Below are 20,550 nucleotides of genomic sequence, written 5' to 3' on the forward strand. Positions count from 1 at the left end.
TTCTACAACGCGTAGTACAAGCATTATGCTCCCGGAATATTTGCAGCACCTGGGAGGAGGTCGGCCGCCGGCTCACTGTAGTCGACGTCGACAATGGTTTCGTCGTCGAAAGTCAACGACGTTATGGATGCTAGCGCGCAGGTACGGCGCCGCGGATCGTGCCACAGCCTGCGCTTTTCCGCCGCCCGCCGGGTCACCCAGATTGGAAGCTGGTGGCTGACCATTACGGCTTCGGCCCCGTCGCCGCCAAGTTCAACCGCGCGGGCGCGAGCTTCCTCAACGGCCTCCATCACGCGCTCGACCTGGTCCTTATAGGGCTCACCCCAGGACGGTTTCATGGGATTTACCAGATGCCGCCAATGTTTGGTGTGGCGCAGTTCCGCCCGGGTGACCGCCATGCCTTCGAACCGGTTCTTGGCCTCGATAATACGGTCGTCGGTCACCACGTCCAGGCCAAGCATCTCCGCCGTCGGCGCCGCTGTTTCCTGCGCACGGGTCAAGGGGGACGAAACAATGTAGACGATGTCGGAACCGGCATCCGAGCGCTTCTTGAATTCGTCAGCGGCACGTTCAGCCATCTTGCGGCCCAACTCGGACAGATGGAACTCGGGAAGGCGTCCGTACAGCAACCGGTCGGGGTTGTGGACTTCGCCGTGGCGGAGCATGTGAACGATGGCGCGGGACATGCCTTCCAGTTTCTCAAAGTTCGCACCTATTCACGAACCGCAGACTCCGGACCGGCTTCAGATGTCGGACGGATCACCAACTTCGGCAAAATATCTCCGCCAATTCGGAATAAAAGATGCATATGCATGCTTTTACCCTGTGATGGCGAGGAGAACGACGCCGGCACACCGCTTGCCGTTATCGCTCACCTTGAAAAATAAGCAGTTTCAAAAGGAGAAAATTATGTCTGTCCCCACCGGTTTGACCGCAGGAACCTGGACCCTTGATGGATCCCACAGCGAGGTTGGCTTCACCGTCCGCCACGCCGGCATCAGCAAGGTCCGTGGACACTTCGACGACGTCGACGCCTTCCTTGAGGTCGGCGAGACTCTTGACCGCTCGCGGATCAAGGCCACCGCTAAGGTTGCGAGCTTCAGCTCCAAGGACGCCAACCGCGATGCCCACGTCAAGGGCGAGGACTTCTTCGACGCAGAGAAGTACCCGGAGATGACCTTCGTCGCCACGGACGTCGCAGGTTCCGGCGAGACCTACAAAGTAACCGGTGACCTCACCATTCGGGACACCACCAAGCCCGTGACCTTCGAGACCGAGTTCAACGGCGTTGCCGTGGACCCCTTCGGCGCAACCCGTGCAGGCTTCTCCGGCAGCACCGTTATCAACCGCAAGGACTTCGGGCTGACCTGGAACGCTGCCCTCGAAACCGGCGGCGTCCTCGTCGGGGACAAGGTGACCATCAACCTCGATGTCGCCTTCGTGGCTCCCAGCGAGTAATTACCCGCTACCGGGCATTGAGCGGCCGTCCCGCCTGTTTTCCTTTTCGGATAACGGGCCGGGCGGCCGCTTTCGTCTGTTAATGAGGGCCTTGCCGGGCTAGAGTTTTAGGCATGAGCACTTCAGACAACCCGAAACCCAGCCTGACGCAACGGTTGGTCGATACAGAGGGCATCCCCCAGGACGTCAAGATGTCATATCTGCTGTGGGTGATCGGCGCGTTCCTGTCGATCGTCGCAGCCGCTTTTATCCTCATCAGTCCCTCCACCGGCTTGGGCGTCGGCATCATTGGGTTGCTGTTCGCCCTTCTTTTCGCTGGCCTGTACATATACTTCGCCCTTCGAATGAAGGAGGGCGCTGCATGGGCGCGCATGGTCCTGACGGTATTGGCGAGCCTGTCCGCCGCCGGCATCGTCGTCAACATGTTGAGCGGGAACTTCGGCTTCAACCTCCTCGGACCGATCATTGCCGTGATCGCGACCATCCTGATGTGGTCCCGTAATGCACGCCCCTGGTTCAACCGCCACCCACCTGTGCGTCGCTGAATCCACCATGGACCGCGGGGGATCAAGGGCAGCTTACGCCCGAATATCAGCCGGTGCCGCACCGCCGAGCGGTAGGGTTGAACCAGACCCTGCCGTGGCCCGGGCACTACCCGGCAAGGTGGCATAAAAACAGTCTCAGACGATAGGACGAAGGCATGAGCAACCCTCCGCAGGACCCGAACCAACCGCGGGACCCGGACAAAGATCCGTACGGTGATCATGGCGGGCAGGGACAGGATCCGCAGCAGTCGCCATGGGACCGTCCGCAGTACAACCAGCCGCAGTATGGCCAGAACGCTCCCGGGTACGGCCAGCCTCGCCCCGGGCCCTCCGTCGCCGGTTCACAGCCGCCGCTGGAACACCAGAACCCGACAGGACAGCCACAGTCGCCGTACGGTTACCAGTCTGCTCAACCAAGCGGCTACGGCTATCCCGGTGGATCTGCACAGTTCCAACAGCCGGGACCGGTGTCGCGGCCAAAGGAAGTCGACCTGGCCTTCTGGCTGATCATCGGTGCTGCCATCGTTACGGCCATCAGCGCAATCGTCAGTCTGACGTCCCTGGGTTCGCCGGAGACAATGGAACAGTTCGAAGCGATCATGGGCCAGCAGGGTGGCGAAGTTCCGATCGACACCGAAGCCTTGATCGGCCTTGTCGGCACACTGACCGTTGTTTTCGCGCTGATTGGGATTGGGCTTTATCTGCTCATCGCTTTCATGGTCCGGAAGGGCAAAAACTGGGCGCGGATCACGGCCACAGTGCTCGCGGCCCTGTCGGTGCTGACGCTTATCGGATCGGGGGTGCTGACCTGGATCGCCGTACTCCTGGGCATTGCCGCCGTCGTGCTGCTGTTCATGCCGGCGTCCAGCAACTACTTCAACGCTGTTAAGGCGCAGAAGTACAGCGGTTACGGCATGTAGCTTTTCAAGAGATCAGTTCGCGGTGCGGGCGTGGGATCCGGGTTCGATTTCCGGGTGCTGCGCCCGCTGTGCGTGATAGGCCAGAATCTGCAATTCAGTGGCCATGTCGACCTTCCGGACCTGGACGCTCTCCGGGACCTGGAGCACGAGCGGCGCGAAATTCAGAATGCTGCTCACGCCGGAGGCCACCACGCGGTCGCATAATTCCTGCGCCACGGGGGCCGGCACTGCCAACACCACCATGTTGGCCCGGGTCCGGCGGATAACCGCTTCCAGGTCCTTGGCATGGCTGACGCGCAGCCATCCGACCTCGCTGCCGACCACCATCTGATCCGCATCCAGCAGAGCCACGACTTCGAACCCCCGGGATTCAAATCCCGTGTAGCCGGCGAGGGCGCGGCCGAGGTTGCCTGCACCGACAATCGCGACCCGCCAATCCTGGTTCAGCCCCAGCGCCGCGGAAATCTGGCGGTTCAGGTACTGCACGTCGTAGCCAACGCCACGGGTGCCATAGGAGCCGAGATACGACAAGTCCTTGCGCAGAATAGAAGAATTTACTCCCGCCGCTCCAGCCAGCTCTTCGGAGGAAACCCGTTCGACGCCGTCGGCCAATAGGTTGTTAAGGGCCCGCAGATACAGGGTCAAGCGGGCAAGGGAGGCAGGCGGGATTTCGCGTGCGGGAACAGGGACGGGTTCAGGCCGCGGCCGTGAAGATGTGTCCTGCGAAGTCACCGGTATCGCTCCGTAGCTTATGTCGCCGGCACCCGGTTGAGGCGCCTGCCCCTGCCATGGCTGATCTGCGCAGCAGGTATTTCCACTTTAGGCCGCGGTTGACCTGCCACAAAGTCGGGACTTCGCATGACGTTATCCGGAAGCATGCTCCACTAACTGCTCAGAAGCCTGCGCAGCCGGCCCTCGTCGATCTGCCAGAAGTCCCTCTGAACACCGTCGATCAGCAACACCGGGATTTCCTCGCCGTACTGCTCCGACATGCTTTGGTCTCCGGCGATGGAGACTTCCTCCCAATCCACCTGTAGATCCGCTGCCACCCGGCGGACCGTTTCGCGTGCGGCGTCGCACAAATGGCACTGAGGCCTGGTCAAAAGAGATAACCGGTGCTTGAGTTCGGGCATAAATCCAAACTACCGGCTATTGCGGAAACACTGGAAACGCTCATAGCGGCCGCGGCACGCACCCGCGGCAGTGATTAGACTCGTGGGTATGCCCGAATCAGCTTTGGAGGATGCCGCGGAAAACCCGGCTCCCTCCGCACAGCAGGCCGGGGCTGCTTTTTTCGACGTCGACAACACCATGATGCGCGGCGCAAGCCTCTTCCACGTCGCACGGAAGATGTATCAACGCAGGGCCTTCCGGATGCGGGACGTCGCAGGGTTCGCATGGAAACAGATTATGTTCAGCCTCCGCGGCGAGAACATGAACGATGTTCACTCCATCAGGGAGTCCGCCTTGGCTTTCGCTACCGGGATTGCCGCCAAGGACATCGAGACCCTGGGCGAGGAAGTCTACGACGAGATGATCGCCTCCCGGATCTGGCCGGGAACCCGCGCTTTGGCCGGCCAGCATGTCAAAGCCGGCCGTAAGGTGTGGTTGGTGACGGGGACGCCGATCGAGGTGGCCCGTGTCATTGCACAGCGGCTCGGCCTGACCGGTGCCCTGGGAACAGTCGGAGAAATCACCGACGGTCTTTACACCGGAAAACTGGTCGGTGACTTCCTGCACGGTCCCGCCAAGGCCGTGGCAGTGACGTCCCTGGCGGACGTCGAAGGCCTTAGCCTGGAGGACTGCTGGGCTTACAGCGACTCATTCAATGACATCCCGTTGCTGTCGGTTGTGGGCCATCCCGTGGCCATTAACCCGGATACCAAATTGCGGCGGCACGCCCGGGATAACAACTGGCCGGTTTATGACTTCCGAAGTGGGCGGAGAGCCGCCACACTTGGCCTGCGGACCGCAACCGGCGCGGGCATCGTCTATGGTGCGTGGAAGAGCCTGGGTAAATACCGGCGGCGTTAAACAACAACGCCCGCCATCGAAATGGCGGGCGGCTGGCCCTGAAGGCGCCTACTACTTCTTGTTGCGGCGCTGGTGGCGGGTCTTGCGAAGCAGCTTGCGGTGCTTCTTCTTTGCCATACGCTTGCGGCGCTTTTTAATGACTGAACCCATGAGTCCTCACAAACTTTTCGTTCTGTACTCGCGGCACTATGCCACGAGATTCCTACGATGACGTAAAACGTTCTCTAACAGGGTACCGCGTCCCAGTGGGTACAGCAGAACGTACCCATTTCCTGTGCCGTGGGAGCACAGTTCCTTCGCCTGTGGCCCGGATTGCTACGCCGTGTCCGTCTGTCCCTCGACGCGGGCTTCCTTGACATACTCGGTGACAGCTGACTCAGGTACCCGGTAGGAGCGGCCGAACTGAACAGCTGGCATTTCACCGGAATGAACGAGACGGTAGACGGTCATCTTCGACACCCGCATAAGCTGGGCTACTTCCGATACAGTCAAGAATCGCACGTCTGAGAAGTTTTGCTCCTCTGCCATCTCCGTTAGTCCTTTGCTCCAAAATGATTCCTCGGACACCGCATACGAGAACCGTGCGTTTACCGTGTCGTAAACACACACTCTAGAGGTTACTCGCGAATAAGCGAAAGCCGGGTGGTTTGTACCACCCGCAGTGTACCGCGGCTAGAGGTAGGACGTAGTGAGTAAGACCACCAGGCCGGGCCTTAGATGACGCCTTGGGCCAGCATCGCGTCCGCTACTTTCACGAAGCCGCTGATATTCGCGCCAACCACGTAATTTCCGGGCTTGCCGTACTCATCGGCTGTCGCGGCGCACCGGTCGTGGATGCCGACCATGATATCCGTCAAGCGCTCCTCGGTGTATTCGAACGACCAGGCATCGCGGCTGGCATTCTGCTGCATTTCGAGCGCGGATGTCGCCACCCCACCAGCGTTTGCGGCCTTGCCCGGTCCGAACAGCACGCCTGCGTCGTGGAAGATGTCCGCTGCCTTGCTGGTGCACGGCATGTTCGCGCCTTCTGCAACCGCGACCAGTCCGGACTTGACCAGCTTGGTGGCATCCGACTCGTCAAGCTCATTTTGGGTAGCGCAGGGCAGGGCGACCGTGACGTCGACATCCCAGACGGATCCGCCTTCGACAAACTTCACCGAGCCACCACGGCGTTCGGCGTAGTCACTAATGCGGCCACGCTCAACTTCCTTGATCTGCTGCAGGAGTTGAACGTCGATTCCGTCCTCGTCCACCACGTAGCCGGAAGAGTCGGAACAGGTGACCACGGAGGCACCGAATGCCTGGGACTTGGCGATGGCATGAATGGCCACGTTCCCCGAGCCCGATACAGCCACCCGCTGGCCATCGAAGGACTGATTCCGGGTCCGCAGCATTTCCTGCGTGAAGAGGACCGTGCCGTAGCCGGTGGCCTCCGGCCGGACCAGGGAACCGCCCCATGAAACACCCTTGCCGGTCAGCACACCGGACTCGTAGCGGTTGGTGATCCGCTTGTACTGCCCGAACAAATAGCCGATCTCACGGCCGCCGACGCCGATATCGCCTGCCGGCACGTCGGTGTATTCGCCGATGTGGCGGTACAGCTCCGTCATGAAGGACTGGCAGAAACGCATGATTTCGCCGTCGCTGCGGCCACGCGGATCGAAGTCGGCGCCGCCCTTGCCGCCGCCGATCGGCATCCCGGTCAGCGCGTTCTTGAAAATCTGCTCGAACCCGAGGAACTTGATGATGCCGAGGTAGACCGATGGGTGGAACCGCAGTCCGCCCTTGTACGGGCCAAGTGCCGAGTTGAACTCGACGCGGAAGCCGCGGTTGATTTGGACCTGGCCAGAGTCATCGACCCACGGGACCCGGAAAATGATCTGCCGTTCCGGTTCGCAGATCCGTTCCAGGATGGATGCGTCGGCGAATTCCGGGTGCTTGTCGAGCACGGGAACGAGGCTTGAGAAGACCTCGGCGACGGCTTGGTGGAATTCGGTCTCTCCGGGGTTGCGCTCCAGCACAATCTCCCGCACACTTTCCAGCCGTGTATCCATTTTCGCCTCCTGCTAGGTACGCTGCGGCCCTCCAGGACCGATGGGTTCAGTTCAAACTATTGCAACTATAGGGCCAGCGCCGTCCGGTGACTTTATTCGTTACGGCCGCCCTCCGACGTCGGCCCGGCGGCACGTCATCTTCCAACGGGGGCGCATTTCCTCCTTCGCGAGGGCGCTGGAGCGCCCTTGAACGTCAGCTGTCTTTACGGCGGCGAAGCTTGGGAAGGCTGGAAAACAAGTCCGCGGCGCGACCGGCGGCCCGGCCGACGCTGCGCTGGAATGGTTGGGGCGCATGTCCGTCGGCAGCTGCGTAATCCGCGGCAACAGCAGTCGGCACGGCGGGTTGTTCCGGTGAGGCACCATTGGAAGAGGCTGATGCGGCTGCTGCCCCGGAAGGCGCGACGTCGAACCAGGCCAACCAAGTGGCGACGGTCGCCAGCGGGCCAGGCTCCAATGCGTAATACCGCTTTTGGCCTTGGGCGCGCATGCTGACCAGACCGGCTTCGCGCAATACCTTCAAATGCTTGGAAACAGTGGGTTGGCTAACGCCCATTTCCTCCACAAGTTCTCCGACTGCCTTATCACCGGTGCGCAGGGACGTCAGAATCTCCCGGCGCGTTGATTCGGCGATGACGGCAAAGACATCATCAATCACCATTCCATTACCCTAGCCATATATAACCGCCATGGCATCCCTCCACGGCGGACTAAAGAAGTGATATCTCCCCAATCGTTATTCAAAGCGGCGCCGCTCAATCGAACCACGGGTCGAGTCCATAGAGAGGGAAAATCTCCTTACGGGTTGCCATTACGGTCCGGTCCACATCGTCGTTGGGATCGTAACCGACCTCCCAGGAGCGCCACCAGAGGTCGACATCGTCGCCCATCAGCAGCGGAGCGGTGACGCCGTAGCGCGCCTCAACGTACTCGCGCCACGTCTCCGGCACAGGAGTGGCCAATGGAACCGGTGCACCGGTGGCGACTGCGATCAAGTGGCTCCAGGCACGGGGCACCACGTTGGTGAGGCTGTACCCTCCTCCCCCTGTGGCCAGCCAGCGGCCTTCGCAATACTGTTCAGCCAAACCACGGATGCTGATGGCAGCCTGCCGCTGCGCATCCACACTGATGCCTAAATGACTGAGCGGGTCGAGGAAATGGCCGTCACAGCCGTGCTGGCTGACAATCGCTTCGGGGGCGAATGCTTCGGCGAGCTGCGGTACGACCGCGTGGAAGGCGCGCAGCCACCCGCCGTCGCCGGTGGAGGCCGGCAGCGCGACGTTCACCGCGGATCCCTGAGCGTCCGGTCCGCCAATCTCATTGGCGAACCCCGTCCCGGGAAACAACCGCATGCCGGTCTCGTGCAGGGAAATGGTCAATACCCTCGGGTCATCCCAGAAGATGCTCTCGGTGCCATCGCCGTGGTGGGCATCGACGTCGATATAAAGCACTTTGCTGACACCGCCGTCGAGCAAGCGCTGAATCGCGGCAGCGGCGTCGTTGTAGATACAGAATCCGCTGGCACGGTCACGGCGGGCGTGATGTAGCCCGCCGGCGAAATTTACAGCGTGCAGGGCCCGGCCGCTGAGCAGCGACTCGGCCGCAATCAGCGACGCGCCCGCCATCCGGGCACTGGCTTCGTGGATTCCCCTGAAGGCAGGCGTGTCTTCGGTGCCCAGGCCCCATTGCGGATCGCAGTCATCCGGATTGTCGCTGATGTGCCGGACTGCCTCGATGTACGGCCGGCTGTGGACGGTGGACAGCTGCTCGTCGGTGGCGACGGCGGACTCGGTAATCTGCACCGATGGGCGGTCGAAGAGCCCGAGCTCGCGGGACAACCGCGCGGTCAGCTCCAGCCGTGCAGGCTGCATCGGGTGGTGGTCGCCGAAGGAGTAAGCGGCCATGGATTCGTCCCACACGATTTGGGTGGGAGGGGCAGCGCCGCCGGAACTGTGGTTAGACATCAAAGACAGGCTACCGCCATTGCCGGAAAGTCCCGCCACGGCGGAGCCCTATAAATGGTTTACTACGAGGGAGTACCCATAACTGTCACCCCTGTCAGAGAGAATCCATGGCCAAAAGTCAGCCCGCGTGGCTTCAGGACCGCACCCGCGGCCGCTTCTGGCTTTTTTCTGCCGTGCGGGACTTTGTAGACCGGGTGGCGAAAAGTTCTCCGGCCCGGCTCGCGCTGATTGTCTTTGCGCTCGTCATTCTGGTGTTCACCGGGCTGCTCTCGCTTCCTATCTCGTCGGCGGCTGGAATCGTCACCCCGCTGCATGACGCCTTGTTTACTGCTGTATCGGCCGTCTGCGTCACCGGTCTGACGACCGTCTCCACGGCACTGCACTGGTCGTTTTTCGGCCAACTGGTGATCCTGATCGGCATGCAGGTCGGCGGACTCGGCATCCTCACCATGGCGTCGCTGATGGCGCTTGCGGTCAGCCGCCGGCTCGGAGTGCGCGGCAAGCTCATCGCGGAACAATCCATGAGCGGCAGTGGCGCAGGCGCCGGACGGCTCGGAGAAGTGGGCACACTGCTGCGCATTGTCGTACTGACCTCATTGGTGATCGAAGCGGCGCTGTTCCTGGCGCTGGCCCCGCGTTTCATCATTATCGGCGAATCCATTCCGAACGCCATCTGGCACGGAGTGTTCTACGCGGTCTCCTCGTTCAACAACGCAGGATTCACCCCGCACACCGACGGCCTGATCCCCTATGAAACGGATCTGTGGATCACGGTTCCGATCATGCTGGGCGTTTTCCTGGGCAGTCTGGGGTTTCCGGTACTGATGGTGCTGCTGCGGGGCGGCTTCCGCTACAAGAACTGGAATTTGCACACCAAGCTCACCATCGAAGTTTCGCTCATTCTGGTGGCGGCCGGAGCCATCGGCTGGGCCGCCCTGGAGTGGAGCAACGAAGCCACGATCGCCGACCTGAGTATCGGCGACAAGATCATCCATTCGATCTTCGCCTCCATCATGCCCAGATCCGGCGGGTTCAATCTGGTCGATATGAACGCCATTGAACCCGCAACCCGGCTGATGACGGACGCGCTGATGTTCGCCGGTGGCGGTTCCGCCTCAACGGCTGGCGGCATCAAGGTCACCACCATCGCCATCATGTTCCTCGCCATTGTGGCCGAGGCCCGTGGTGACAGGGATGTGAAGATCCACCACCGCAAGATTCCCGAAGGCACAATGCGCGTGGCGATCAGCGTCATTATGCTGGGTGCAACGCTGGTTCTGGTTGGTTGTGGCTTGCTGCTGCCGATCAGCGGCCAGAGCCTGGACAGGGTACTGTTCGAAGTCCTCTCGGCCTTCGCAACCTGCGGTCTCAGTGTCGGCCTGAGCGCAGAATTGCCGCCGGAGGGCAAGTACGTACTCTCGGTGCTGATGTTCGCCGGCCGCGTCGGCACCATCACCCTGGCGTCGGCCTTGGCTTTGCGCCAGCGCCGCCAGCTGTTCCACTACCCGGAAGAAAGGCCGATCATTGGCTGACAGACCAGCTCATCATCAACCTGTGCTCGTCGTCGGACTGGGCCGCTTCGGTTCAGCGACGGCGGAGCAACTGGTCCGGCAGGGCCGCGAGGTCCTCGGCATCGAACGCGATCCCGGTCTGGTCCAGAAGTGGTCCAGCGTGCTCACACATGTGGTCGAAGCCGATGCCACCAATATTGACGCGCTCCGCCAGCTCGGGGCGCAGGAGTTCTCCTCCGCCGTCGTCGGTGTTGGAACCTCCATTGAGTCGAGCGTGCTGATCACCGTGAATCTGGTGGATCTGGGCATCGAGCATCTCTGGGTGAAGGCCATTACCGCCTCGCACGGCAAGATCCTGACCCGTATTGGCGCCAACCACGTCATTTATCCGGAGGCCGACGCCGGTGCCCGCGTTGCGCACTTGGTATCCGGGCGGCTGCTGGACTTCATCGAGTTCGACGACGGATTCGCTATTGTGAAGATGTTTCCGCCGAAGGAAACGCAGGGCTTCACCATCCGCGAGGCATCCGTCCGCAGCAAGTATGGCGTGACCATCGTGGGCGTGAAGACGCCGGGCGAGGACTTCACCTACGCGACCGGAGAGACCAAAGTCTCCAGCAGGGACTTGTTGATCGTCTCCGGCCACGTGGATCTGATCGAGAGGTTCGCCTCCCGGCCGTAATCTGTTACTTCTGCAGTTCTGCGGTGATCTCGGCGGCGCGTGCGGCGGCGGCGCGTGCCCCGGCTTCGATCACGTCCGGCAGTCGCTTGGCAGTGAAGGTTTCCAGAGCGGCCGCAGTCGTGCCGCCCGGGCTGGTCACGGCAATCCGGAGCGATTCGGCGTCGGCGCCGGGCTCCGACAGCAGCGCGCCAGCACCTGCAACCGTGTCGCGGGCCAGCACCCGGGATGTTTCGGCGTCGAGCCCCAGCTTTTCACCGGCGGCGGCCATGGCTTCGGCAAGATAAAACGCGTAGGCCGGACCGGAACCACTCACCGCTGAAACTGCGTCAATCTGTTCTTCGGGAACAACGACGACGGTGCCGGAAGCGGTGAAGATCTCCTTGGCTTTCGCCATGATGGCGTCCGTTGCATGTGTCCCTGCGGCCAGTGCGACGACGCCGCGCCCCACCTTGGACGGAGTGTTGGGCATGGTGCGGATGACGGGCTGGCCGTCGGGCAGTTCCGCTTCCATCATCGGGATCGAGACGGCGGCAGCCACACTGATCACGACGGTGTCCGGCTTCAGATTCGGTGCAATCTCCGCGGCGAGATTCTGGATACCTACAGGCTTCACCCCCATGATGACGATGTCGGCGTCGGCGACTGCTTCGAGGTTCGCGCGGGGATTCTCGTTGTTGGACAACGTGGTGATGCCATGGCGGTCGGCGAGCTCCTTGGCCCGCTCAGGCCGCCGGACGGTTGCTGTGACATTGGCGCGCGGCAATCCGCCGGCCAGCAATCCACCCAGAATCGCCTCGTTCATGGAGCCGCAGCCGAGAAAAACAATACGTGCAGAAGTTTCAGTACTCATACCTCAAGTCTGTCATGTCTACACTCACAGACTTTTAACAGGCTGTTAAGGGCGATATCCCAAAATCGATGGTTAGTGTCTGTAGTACCTCATAAAGGTGCGAGTGATTACGGATCAGTCTTCCCCCAGGCTGATCCCGGTGCCGGCGAACGAGGAGTGTTTCCCCCAACCACTCCTGCAAATCGCCGGCACCATTCTCATTTAACGGCCATTCGGCTGGCCGGCGCGCGAGGACAGCCCCATCCGCCGCCATGATCCCTCTGCCAAGGCGGCTAAACCGCCGCGACGGAGCCTTCTGCCACGAGCTGGTCGAACCGTCGCAGGATGAGCCCCTCACGCAGGGCCCAGGGGCAGATTTCCATCGTCTGCTCCCCGTACAACTCCAGCGCAGCTTCAGCCACCAATGCCCCCGCCAAGATCTGCGGGGCGCGCAATTCTGAAACCCCGGGCAGGTGGGACCGGTCCTCGACCGACATCGCCGCCAGCCGCTGGGTCCACAGGGTCAGATCGGTCAGCTGCAGTTCGCGGCGTACAAATGGACCTGCAGCACTCGGAGCGGCGCCGGCGATCCTGGCCAGCGAGCGGAAAGTCTTCGATGTCCCGGTGACAAGATTGGGCTTGCCGGCTTTGCCGATTTCTTTGACGGCACCGCGGAGCACGGACCGGATATGGCGGCGCAGGTCCTTGACGCTTTTGGCCGACGGCGGATCCTCCTGCAGCCATTCCCGGGTCAACCTTCCCGCTCCAAGCGGAACGGAGTTCGCCACCGCAGGCAGTTCGTCGGCGCCGATGGCCATTTCGAAGGAGCCGCCGCCGATATCGAGGTCCAGTATGGTTCCAGCTCCCCAGCCATACCAGCGCCGCACGGCGGTGAATGTCATGGCCGCCTCTTCGCCCCCGCTGAGCTCGGTCAGGGTTACCGTCGTCTCCTGCTGGACCCGCTCCAGCACCTGGACGCCGTTGCTGGCCTCGCGGATGGCCGACGTCGCGAACGCAAGCAGATCCTGGGCCTTGTGGCTGGCGGCAAAATCCCATGCCTCGAGGACGAACTCGATCAGTTCGTGCTGGCCGGCGTCGTTGATATTGCCGGCCTCATCGAGGTACGAGACCAGCTGCAGCGGGCGTTTATGCGAAGCGAAAGCCACCGGCCGGGCGCCGGGATGGGCGTCCACGAGCAGCAGGTGAACTGTATTGGAGCCAATATCGAGAACGCCAAGCCGCATGGTTTCTATTTTGCCTTGGCCGCTGTCTTTCTGCCGGTATTCTTGGCACCGGTTTTCTTGACCGGCCCCTTTGCCCGCTTTTCGGCCAGCAGCTCCACCGCCCGCTCGTGCGTGAGCGATTCGATCGATTCGGAGCGCGGCACGGTGATGTTGGTCGCGCCGTCGGTAATGTAGGGCCCGAACCGGCCGTCCTTGACCACGATGGCTTTCTCCGAGACGGGATCATTGCCGAGTTCACGTAATGGAGCGGCCGCCGTCCGCCCGCCGCGCTGTTTCGGCTGCGAGTAGATCTCCAGCGCCTCCTCGAGAGTGATCGTGAAGATCTGCTCCTCGGAGGTGATGGAGCGTGAATCCGTGCCCTTTTTCAGATAGGGACCGAAGCGGCCGTTCTGCACGGTGATGTCGTTGCCTTCGGCGTCCTGTCCGAGGACCCGCGGCAGGGACAGCAACGCCAGTGCGTCCTCCAGTGTCACGGTTTCCACGCTCATGGACTTGAACAGCGAACCGGTGCGTGGCTTGACCTTCTGGGGCTTTTTCGGCGGCTTCGGCTTCCCGTTCTTGTAGTACTCGACCGGCTGATTCGCCACTTCCTCGTCGGTCAGCTCGCGGATAACCTCCGTCACGAAGGGACCGTACCGGCCATTCTTCGCAATAATGGTGCGGCCCGTCTCCGGGTCCACTCCGAGCTCCCGCTCGTCCGGTCCGGCATTCTCCATCAGGTCGACGGCCTTTTCGGCGGTCAATTCATCGGGAGCGAGATCCTCGGGCACATTGGCGCGCTCGGGCTCGGTGCCTTCGGGTGAACCTGCAGGAACCGGTTTCTCCAGGTATGGGCCGAACTTGCCGACCCGCAGCGTGATGCCCTCGGCGATTTCGATGGAATTCACCCGGCGGGCATCAATTTCGCCCAGATCGTGGACGATGGTGTGCAGCCCAGTTACCTTGCGGTCGCCGTAGTAGAAGTTGTTCAGCCAGTCCACGCGGGCACGTTCTCCGCTGGCAATCCGGTCCAGGTCGTCTTCCATCGCAGCGGTGAAGTCATAGTCCACGTAGTTGCTGAAGTGTTCCTCCAGCAGCCGGATCACGGAAAACGCCACCCAGCTGGGTACCAGTGCGGATCCCCGGGTGCGGACGTAGCCGCGGTCCATGATGGTGGAGATGGTCGCCGCGTACGTTGACGGCCGGCCGATCCCCCGCTCTTCCAGAGTCTTGACCAGGGAGGCTTCCGTGTAGCGCGGCGGCGGCGATGTTTCGTGCCCGACGGCGTCGATTCCGCTGGCGCTCAGCGGATCCTTTACCGAGAGGTTGGGCAGCCGCCCACCCTCTGTGGGGTCGCCGTCGTCGTCCCCGCGGACCGCATCCTTGCCCTCTTCATAGGCAGCCATAAAGCCGCGGAAGGTGATGACTGTGCCGGATGCGGCGAACTCGGTGTCGCGCCCATCGGCTGCGGTGGCACCGAGCCGGACCGACGCCGTCGAGCCCTTCGCATCCGCCATCTGCGAGGCGACGGTACGCTTCCAGATAAGTTCATAGAGCCTGAACTGGTCGCCGCTGAGTTCCTTGGCCACCTGGGCCGGGGTGCGGAATGAGTCACCGGCGGGGCGGATGGCTTCGTGGGCTTCCTGCGCGTTCTTCGACTTGCCCTTGTAGATCCGGCGGGCATCCGGGACGTACTCGGGGCCGTAAAGTTCGGACGCCTGGCGGCGGGCGGCGTTGATCGCTTCGTCACTGAGCGACGGCGAATCCGTACGCATATAGGTGATGTAGCCGTTTTCATACAGGCTCTGGGCCACGCGCATGGTGACGCGGGCGGAGAAGCGGAGCTTGCGGGCTGCTTCCTGCTGCACGGTGGAGGTGGTGAATGGCGCGGCCGGACGGCGGGTGTAGGGCTTGGTCTCGACCGATCGGACGGCGAAATCTGCGTTCTCGAGGGCGGTGACCAGACCGGTGGCCGTGGCCTCGTCCAGGTGGACGGCGTTCTTCGGCTTAAGTTCACCGAGGTCGTTAAAGTCCCGGCCGGTCGCAACTTTGGCGCCGTCGACGGACACGAGCTTGGCTGAGAATCCTTCTTTATCTCCGGCCGCTGCGGTGCCCTGTGCGCCGGGAGCGAATTTACCGACCAGGTCCCAGTACGAGGCGGCTCGGAAGGCCATCCGCTCGCGTTCCCGCTCCACAACAAGCCGGGTCGCGACCGACTGGACGCGGCCGGCGGACAGGCCGCGGGAGACCTTGCGCCACAGCACCGGTGAGATCTCGTAACCGTACAAGCGGTCCAGAATGCGGCGGGTCTCCTGCGCATCGACCAGGGCGATATCGACGTCGCGCATCTGCTCCATGGCACGCTGGATGGCTTCGCGGGTGATTTCGGGGAACGTCAGCCGGTGGACCGGGACCTTCGGCTTGAGCACCTCGAGCAGGTGCCAGGCGATGGCTTCGCCTTCACGGTCACCGTCAGTGGCGAGGTAGAGTTCGTCGGCGTCCTTGAGCGCCTTCTTCAGCTCGGCGACCTTCTTCTTCTTGTCAACGGAGACGACGTAATAGGGCTCGAAGTCATTGTCGACGTCGACCGCGAACTTACCCAGCGAGGTTTTCTTCAGGTCGTCGGGCAGTTCCGAGGGCTGTGGAAGGTCGCGGATATGACCCATCGAGGCTTCGACCTCAAAACCCGCGCCAAGATACCCGGCGATGGTCTTGCTCTTGGCCGGGGACTCGACAATGACCAGCTTCTTGCCGGTTTTCTTGTCCGCTTTCGATGTGGCCTTGCTCGGCACGGTACTCCTACTTAGAACGTTATGAACTGCGCGTCTGTTGGGCAGACCTTACTACTTCATGCTGTCCAGCGGTGCTTCCCAAGCGCAAACATGCCTAGTTCACCACACTTTTGGTCATCCTGTAGAGCCGGGAGCGAAGGTTGTGAGCGGCAACACGGCCCTCCGTGCCGCTGTGGAACCTCTTCTATGCCGCCGCAGGAAGGAGGAATCCATCGGCGATCAGGTTACGCACGTCGGCCAGGAGCAGGTCGCCGAACTCCTGGTCCTCCCGTTCCAGCAGAGCGCCGAGGGCGGTGATGATTTGCCCGGCCGCGAGTTCGCCGTCGCAGACCGAGACGAAGCCGGCCAGTTCGCTGCTTAGCAAGGTGGTGCGGCGCAGACCGGCGCCTTGGCGCAGCAGGATGACGCCGGGGTCTTGTGCGCCGGGCCGCTGGTGGCGTTCCTCGGTCACGTCCTCGGCAACCTCGAGGTGCTCCTGCAGCAGGTCGCCGTCGCTGCGGGCGGCCAGCCAGTCATGCCGGTCGATTCCGGACGCGATGGCAGGGGCAATGGGTTGTTCGATCTGGTGGGTTATTTCCTCAAAGCGGCGCAGTTCCGCATTCCCCTGTCCCGGGTCGTCCTGGCCGGATCCCCGGCGCAGCCAGACGAAGCCGAAGCCGATAGCGGCCACGTCCCGGGAGGTGAAATCGGCCAGGTAATCGGTGTAGGACTGGAGGTAGGCCTCTTCTTCGCGGTCTTCGGAAGCGTCGCGGAGCCACGTTTCGGCGTACTCTTCGGGTGCAATCTCCTCGCGCTGGATAAACCAGGCATCGGTGTAGTCGGGCAACCAGGATTCGATGCGGGCATGCCAGGCGGCATCATCCTGGATCTCCCAATTGCCCAGCATCTGAACGACTCCTCCGGGTTTCAGCACCCCGGGCAGCTCCCGGACCAGCGTCGAGACGATGTCGTCTCCCGGCAGGCCACCATCGCGGTACACAAACTGGTCGCTGGCACTTTCGGAATCGCGCCGCGGCGTAATCACGAACGGCGGGTTGGACACCACGAGATCGAACTGCTCGCCAGCGACGGGCTCCAGCAGGCTGCCCAGGCGCAGGTCGACCCGGCCCTCCAACCGGTGCGGGTCCAGGGCCAGCGCGGCGGCGTTAAGGATCAGGTTGAATCTGGCGAAGGCGAGCGCCCGCTCGGATATGTCGGTGGCGACGATGTGCCGCACGTGCCGCAGCAGGTGGAAGATCTGGATGCCACAGCCGGTGCCGAGATCGAGCCCACGGTCCACGTTCCGGCGCACGATCGACTGTGCCAGGCTCAGCGATGCCTGTCCGACGCCCAACACGTGGTCCCGGCGCAACACGCCCGGCCGCTGATCCGACCCCAGGTCACTGGCAATCCACAGCCCGGCATCGTCGTCGGCACTGTAAGGCCGCAGGTCGACGGCAGCCCGCCATCCGCCGTCGTACTCCTCCACCAGCCCCAGTTCCGCCGCGCCGGCCACCCCGGTGCGCGGCCAGGCAGCGGTCAACTGTTCAGCATCCACCGTCTGCCCCAGCAGCCACAGATGGACGACGGCGGCAAGCGGGTGGGTGCCCCCGTCCAGGAGCTCCCGGGTCCGCAGCAGTGCCGGCACGGGTTGGCCGCGGTCCAGGGCGTCATTGGCCGCCGCGCCCATCAGCTCCGCGACGCCGTCGACGGTGTAATCCAGTTCCTCCAGATCCGCCGCCAGCCCCTCCAGCAGAATCGGGTCGGATAAAACCGGAACGCCGGGTCGGGTGCCATCACTCATGGGCTCCAGTTTAGGCGCCAGCCCGGGTCCCACTCGTGCATTCGATCAGGGGCCGGTCTAAGGTAAAGGCAGCACCACCGAGGCGGAAGCGGGCACCAGCATGAGCATGGATAAGAGCGCAATTTTCATCGACGCCGGTTTTCTGCTCGCTATCGGCGGCCAACGCACCGTCGGCACCTCGCTGCGGTCGGCCGTGACCGTGGATTACCGCCAGCTGATCGAGGGGCTGTTCAAAGCATGCGATGCGCTCCGCGGTCTGGATCCGCTGCGGATGTACTGGTACGACGCCGCCAAGGACGGGCTCCCGACGAACGACCACAAGACGGTGGCCGGCACCTCGGGGGTGAAACTGCGGCTCGGACGGATCTCCGTCAACGGCGACCAGAAGGGCGTGGACCTGAAGCTCGGACTCGATCTGGTGGGACTGGCCAGGAACCGCGCGGCGTCGGTGGCGTTTTTGATGTCGGGTGACGATGACTTGGGCGAGGCGGTGGAACAGGCCCAGGATCTGGGTATGCAGGTGGTGTTGCTCGCGCTGCCGAAGAAGGAAAACAGGCTCGGCGTGGATTCTGTGTCTGAGGATCTGGCGTTGCGGGTGGACAGCATTGAGTTCCTGGACGATTCGCTGCTGACCGGTGCTTTCAAGCGGACCCAGACCGTCCCGAAGCAGCACAGCGTTCCGCAGACGCCCAAACCGGCACCGCCGACGACGCCGCTGACGCGGGTTCTGCCGAGGAATGCACCGGTGGCGCAGCCGGAGATCCTGCATACCTCAGACTCCGCCTCAGTGCCTTGGCCAAACATCCTCCAGATTGCAGCCGATGTTGGCGCCCGGGTCGCGGAGAACTGGCTTGCCACCGTGACGCAGGGCGACGTCAACCACCTCCGTGAGGAGCGTCCGCTGCTTCCGCTTGAGGTGGACCGGGTCCTGATTAAGGACTGCGCCAGCCGGATCGGCGAAGCGAAAACCGACATTCAGGACGTCCGCAAGGCCCTACGTGCTTCGTTTTGGGAACACCTCGACGAGCTGAACTAGCCAGCCGGTACGTGGAGGATTCGTCCAGAATCGCTTGCTACAGTCACCGGATGCCTCAAACAGTCATGTCCAGACAGCCCCGCAGCACGCGTTTCGCTGCCGCCGCCGTCGCCGGTCTGTTGGCGCTGGGAGTATCAGCGTGCACCAATGACAGCCCCGAGCCGGAGGCCGAATCCTCCAGCCCGTCCGCGGAGCCTTCCAGCACGCCGTCTGAAAGTTCAGAGCCCAGCCCGACGCCGTCGCCCACTGCAGAACCGACCGCACCGGCCCCGGGCGAGGTTCCTGAAGCCGGGGGCGTGGAGGTATGGGCAACCGAGACTCTGGGCCGCGAAAAGGGCATGTATTACGGTCACGGCTGGATGGGCGGCACCGGCACGCACACCGCGCAGGCTCCCATTCCTGCCGGTTCCTACGGCGTAACCCTTGCCTGCCAGGGAGAGGGGGAAGTCGACGTCGTTATCAGCGAGGGCGAGGATGCCTCCGACGACGCCCAGCCCACCGAGCAGACGGTGACATGCTCGCAATCGTCAACAGTCGCCGTCGAACTCGAGACGAACGGAATGCAGCTCGAATTCACCGCGCCGGAAGGTATCCACCTATACGCCTACAAAATTTTCGAGCGCACGACCTAGACAACGGCGTACGACGGCAACTCCTGGCCTGCCATGCCGGGAGTTTGGAATGCTCCGGACCGTCCTATGTCGAGCAGCCGTCCGGGCAGGTCCTGTCCTCGGAGCTTTCTGCACAACCGGCGCAGAAAAGCTGCAGGTTCCGGCACGCCTGATTTGAGCAGTTTTCAAACTTCGACGTCGGCGCCTGGCAGCGCACGCACTCCCCCAGCGTCTTCGCATGGTCGCTGAATTCGACGTGCATGCGCCGGTCGAACACATACAGTGAGCCTTCCCAGAGGCCCTCGTCCTTGTACGTTTCGCCGTAGCGGACAATCCCGCCGTCAAGCTGGTACACCTCTTCAAAGCCACGGTTGAGCATCAGCGATGACAGCACCTCGCAGCGGATTCCGCCTGTGCAGTACGTGACGACCGGCCGGTTTTTCAGATCGTCGTATTTGCCCGAATCCAACTCGGCAACGAAGTCCCGGGTGGTCGCTACGTCGGGAACGACGGCATTCCTGAATTTGCCGATCTGCGCCTCGAAGGCATTCCGACCGTCAAAGAAGACGACGTCGTCGCCGCGTTTTTCAACAAGCTGATGCAGCGCGGCCGGGTCGAGTGGCGCCCCACCTCCGACCACGCCGTTCTCATCGACCTTGAGCTCCCCGGGGGCGCCGAAACTGACAATCTCGTCCCTGACCTTGACGCTGAGGCGGGGGAAATCCGCCGCCGAGCCGTCGGACCACTTCACATCGACGTCGTGGAATCCCTTGTACTCACGGGTCGTCTTCACATACTGCTTGACCGCGTTGAGCTCCCCGCCGACGGTCGCATTAATGCCGTCGCCGGAAATGAGAATCCGCCCGGTCAGGCCCAGCTTTTCGCAGAGGGCACGCTGCCACAGCCGCACCGCTTCAGGGTCGGCGACTGGGGTAAAGCCATAAAAGAGCACAATCCGGTGTAAAGCCACTCAATAAGGGTACCGGGCGCCTGCCTGCCCGCCTGCCCGCCTGCCCGCCTGCCCGCCTGCCCGCCTGCCCGCCTGCCCGCCTGCCCGCCTGCCCGCCTGCCCGCCTGCCCGCCTGCCCGCCTGCCCGCCTGCCCGCCTGCC

At 62.8% G+C, this 20,550-nt stretch carries 21 protein-coding genes; 8 read left to right on the forward strand and 13 right to left on the reverse strand.

Annotation, left to right across the window (positions count from 1 at the left end):
• Window positions 1-23 precede the first annotated feature (23 nt).
• Window positions 24-686 (reverse strand): histidine phosphatase family protein, encoded by a 663-nt coding sequence (locus tag ACX80B_RS09820; protein WP_459295526.1) that lies wholly within the window; start codon window positions 684-686, stop codon window positions 24-26.
• A gap of 223 nt (window positions 687-909) precedes the next feature.
• On the opposite strand from ACX80B_RS09820, the gene ACX80B_RS09825 reads away from it, so the two are divergent.
• The 3 genes from ACX80B_RS09825 to ACX80B_RS09835 all read left to right on the forward strand — a co-directional run bounded on the left by ACX80B_RS09825 (window position 910) and on the right by ACX80B_RS09835 (window position 2,923).
• Window positions 910-1,458 (forward strand): YceI family protein, encoded by a 549-nt coding sequence (locus tag ACX80B_RS09825; RefSeq protein WP_459295528.1) that lies wholly within the window; start codon window positions 910-912, stop codon window positions 1,456-1,458.
• A gap of 113 nt (window positions 1,459-1,571) precedes the next feature.
• Window positions 1,572-2,003 (forward strand): hypothetical protein, encoded by a 432-nt coding sequence (locus ACX80B_RS09830; protein ID WP_459295530.1) that lies wholly within the window; start codon window positions 1,572-1,574, stop codon window positions 2,001-2,003.
• Between the two features lie 155 nt (window positions 2,004-2,158).
• Window positions 2,159-2,923, forward strand: coding sequence for a hypothetical protein (locus ACX80B_RS09835; RefSeq protein ID WP_459295532.1), 765 nt, complete (start codon window positions 2,159-2,161; stop codon window positions 2,921-2,923).
• A 12-nt stretch (window positions 2,924-2,935) separates the two neighbouring features.
• On the opposite strand, the gene ACX80B_RS09840 is transcribed toward ACX80B_RS09835, so the two are convergent.
• On the reverse strand, window positions 2,936-3,655 hold the full coding sequence (locus tag ACX80B_RS09840; RefSeq protein WP_459295534.1) for a redox-sensing transcriptional repressor Rex: 720 nt from the start codon (window positions 3,653-3,655) through the stop codon (window positions 2,936-2,938).
• Between the two features lie 152 nt (window positions 3,656-3,807).
• Window positions 3,808-4,056, reverse strand: coding sequence for a glutaredoxin family protein (locus ACX80B_RS09845; RefSeq protein WP_459295536.1), 249 nt, complete (start codon window positions 4,054-4,056; stop codon window positions 3,808-3,810).
• An 88-nt stretch (window positions 4,057-4,144) separates the two neighbouring features.
• Here ACX80B_RS09845 and ACX80B_RS09850 point away from each other — a divergent pair, with 88 nt between their 5' ends.
• The gene (locus ACX80B_RS09850) at window positions 4,145-4,957 is read left to right on the forward strand and encodes an HAD family hydrolase (RefSeq protein ID WP_459295538.1); all 813 of its coding nucleotides are present in this window, start codon (window positions 4,145-4,147) and stop codon (window positions 4,955-4,957) included.
• Between the two features lie 51 nt (window positions 4,958-5,008).
• Here the strand turns inward: ACX80B_RS09850 and ACX80B_RS09855 are convergent, their stop codons facing one another.
• The 5 genes from ACX80B_RS09855 to ACX80B_RS09875 form a co-directional block, all read right to left on the reverse strand.
• Entirely contained in the window at window positions 5,009-5,107 is a 99-nt protein-coding gene (locus ACX80B_RS09855; RefSeq protein WP_003792170.1) for a 30S ribosomal protein bS22, read from the reverse strand.
• Window positions 5,108-5,272: 165 nt separating this feature from the next.
• Window positions 5,273-5,485 carry a helix-turn-helix domain-containing protein gene (locus ACX80B_RS09860; protein WP_459295540.1) on the reverse strand — a complete coding sequence of 71 codons (213 nt, stop codon included), beginning with the start codon at window positions 5,483-5,485 and terminating at the stop codon, window positions 5,273-5,275.
• 185 nt (window positions 5,486-5,670) lie between these two features.
• Window positions 5,671-7,011, reverse strand: coding sequence for an NADP-specific glutamate dehydrogenase (gdhA, locus tag ACX80B_RS09865; protein ID WP_459295542.1), 1,341 nt, complete (start codon window positions 7,009-7,011; stop codon window positions 5,671-5,673).
• A 193-nt stretch (window positions 7,012-7,204) separates the two neighbouring features.
• The gene (locus ACX80B_RS09870; RefSeq protein ID WP_459295544.1) at window positions 7,205-7,669 is read right to left on the reverse strand and encodes an ArsR/SmtB family transcription factor; all 465 of its coding nucleotides are present in this window, start codon (window positions 7,667-7,669) and stop codon (window positions 7,205-7,207) included.
• A gap of 94 nt (window positions 7,670-7,763) precedes the next feature.
• Complete coding sequence (locus ACX80B_RS09875) at window positions 7,764-8,972, reverse strand: acetoin utilization protein AcuC (RefSeq protein WP_459295545.1); 1,209 nt, start codon at window positions 8,970-8,972, stop codon at window positions 7,764-7,766.
• Window positions 8,973-9,079: 107 nt separating this feature from the next.
• Here ACX80B_RS09875 and ACX80B_RS09880 point away from each other — a divergent pair, with 107 nt between their 5' ends.
• Together ACX80B_RS09880 and ACX80B_RS09885 are read left to right on the forward strand one after the other, a co-directional pair.
• The gene (locus ACX80B_RS09880) at window positions 9,080-10,504 is read left to right on the forward strand and encodes a TrkH family potassium uptake protein (RefSeq protein ID WP_459295547.1); all 1,425 of its coding nucleotides are present in this window, start codon (window positions 9,080-9,082) and stop codon (window positions 10,502-10,504) included.
• A 22-nt stretch (window positions 10,505-10,526) separates the two neighbouring features.
• The gene (locus ACX80B_RS09885) at window positions 10,527-11,165 is read left to right on the forward strand and encodes a potassium channel family protein (protein ID WP_051441653.1); all 639 of its coding nucleotides are present in this window, start codon (window positions 10,527-10,529) and stop codon (window positions 11,163-11,165) included.
• A gap of 4 nt (window positions 11,166-11,169) precedes the next feature.
• On the opposite strand, the gene proC is transcribed toward ACX80B_RS09885, so the two are convergent.
• The 4 genes from proC to ACX80B_RS09905 all read right to left on the reverse strand — a co-directional run bounded on the left by proC (window position 11,170) and on the right by ACX80B_RS09905 (window position 17,792).
• The gene (gene proC, locus ACX80B_RS09890) at window positions 11,170-12,015 is read right to left on the reverse strand and encodes a pyrroline-5-carboxylate reductase (RefSeq protein WP_459295549.1); all 846 of its coding nucleotides are present in this window, start codon (window positions 12,013-12,015) and stop codon (window positions 11,170-11,172) included.
• 272 nt (window positions 12,016-12,287) lie between these two features.
• Entirely contained in the window at window positions 12,288-13,238 is a 951-nt protein-coding gene (locus ACX80B_RS09895) for a Ppx/GppA phosphatase family protein (protein WP_459295551.1), read from the reverse strand.
• Between the two features lie 5 nt (window positions 13,239-13,243).
• On the reverse strand, window positions 13,244-16,009 hold the full coding sequence (gene topA, locus ACX80B_RS09900; RefSeq protein WP_459295553.1) for a type I DNA topoisomerase: 2,766 nt from the start codon (window positions 16,007-16,009) through the stop codon (window positions 13,244-13,246).
• Window positions 16,010-16,193: 184 nt separating this feature from the next.
• Window positions 16,194-17,792 carry a DUF7059 domain-containing protein gene (locus tag ACX80B_RS09905; protein ID WP_459295555.1) on the reverse strand — a complete coding sequence of 533 codons (1,599 nt, stop codon included), beginning with the start codon at window positions 17,790-17,792 and terminating at the stop codon, window positions 16,194-16,196.
• A gap of 106 nt (window positions 17,793-17,898) precedes the next feature.
• Between ACX80B_RS09905 and ACX80B_RS09910 the strand changes: the two genes are divergently transcribed.
• Together ACX80B_RS09910 and ACX80B_RS09915 are read left to right on the forward strand one after the other, a co-directional pair.
• Entirely contained in the window at window positions 17,899-18,828 is a 930-nt protein-coding gene (locus tag ACX80B_RS09910; protein WP_459295557.1) for an NYN domain-containing protein, read from the forward strand.
• 50 nt (window positions 18,829-18,878) lie between these two features.
• Window positions 18,879-19,460, forward strand: coding sequence for a hypothetical protein (locus ACX80B_RS09915; RefSeq protein WP_459295559.1), 582 nt, complete (start codon window positions 18,879-18,881; stop codon window positions 19,458-19,460).
• Between the two features lie 64 nt (window positions 19,461-19,524).
• On the opposite strand, the gene trhO is transcribed toward ACX80B_RS09915, so the two are convergent.
• Window positions 19,525-20,409, reverse strand: coding sequence for an oxygen-dependent tRNA uridine(34) hydroxylase TrhO (gene trhO / locus ACX80B_RS09920; RefSeq protein WP_459295561.1), 885 nt, complete (start codon window positions 20,407-20,409; stop codon window positions 19,525-19,527).
• Window positions 20,410-20,550 lie beyond the last annotated feature (141 nt).

Source organism: Arthrobacter monumenti (assembly GCF_054511255.1).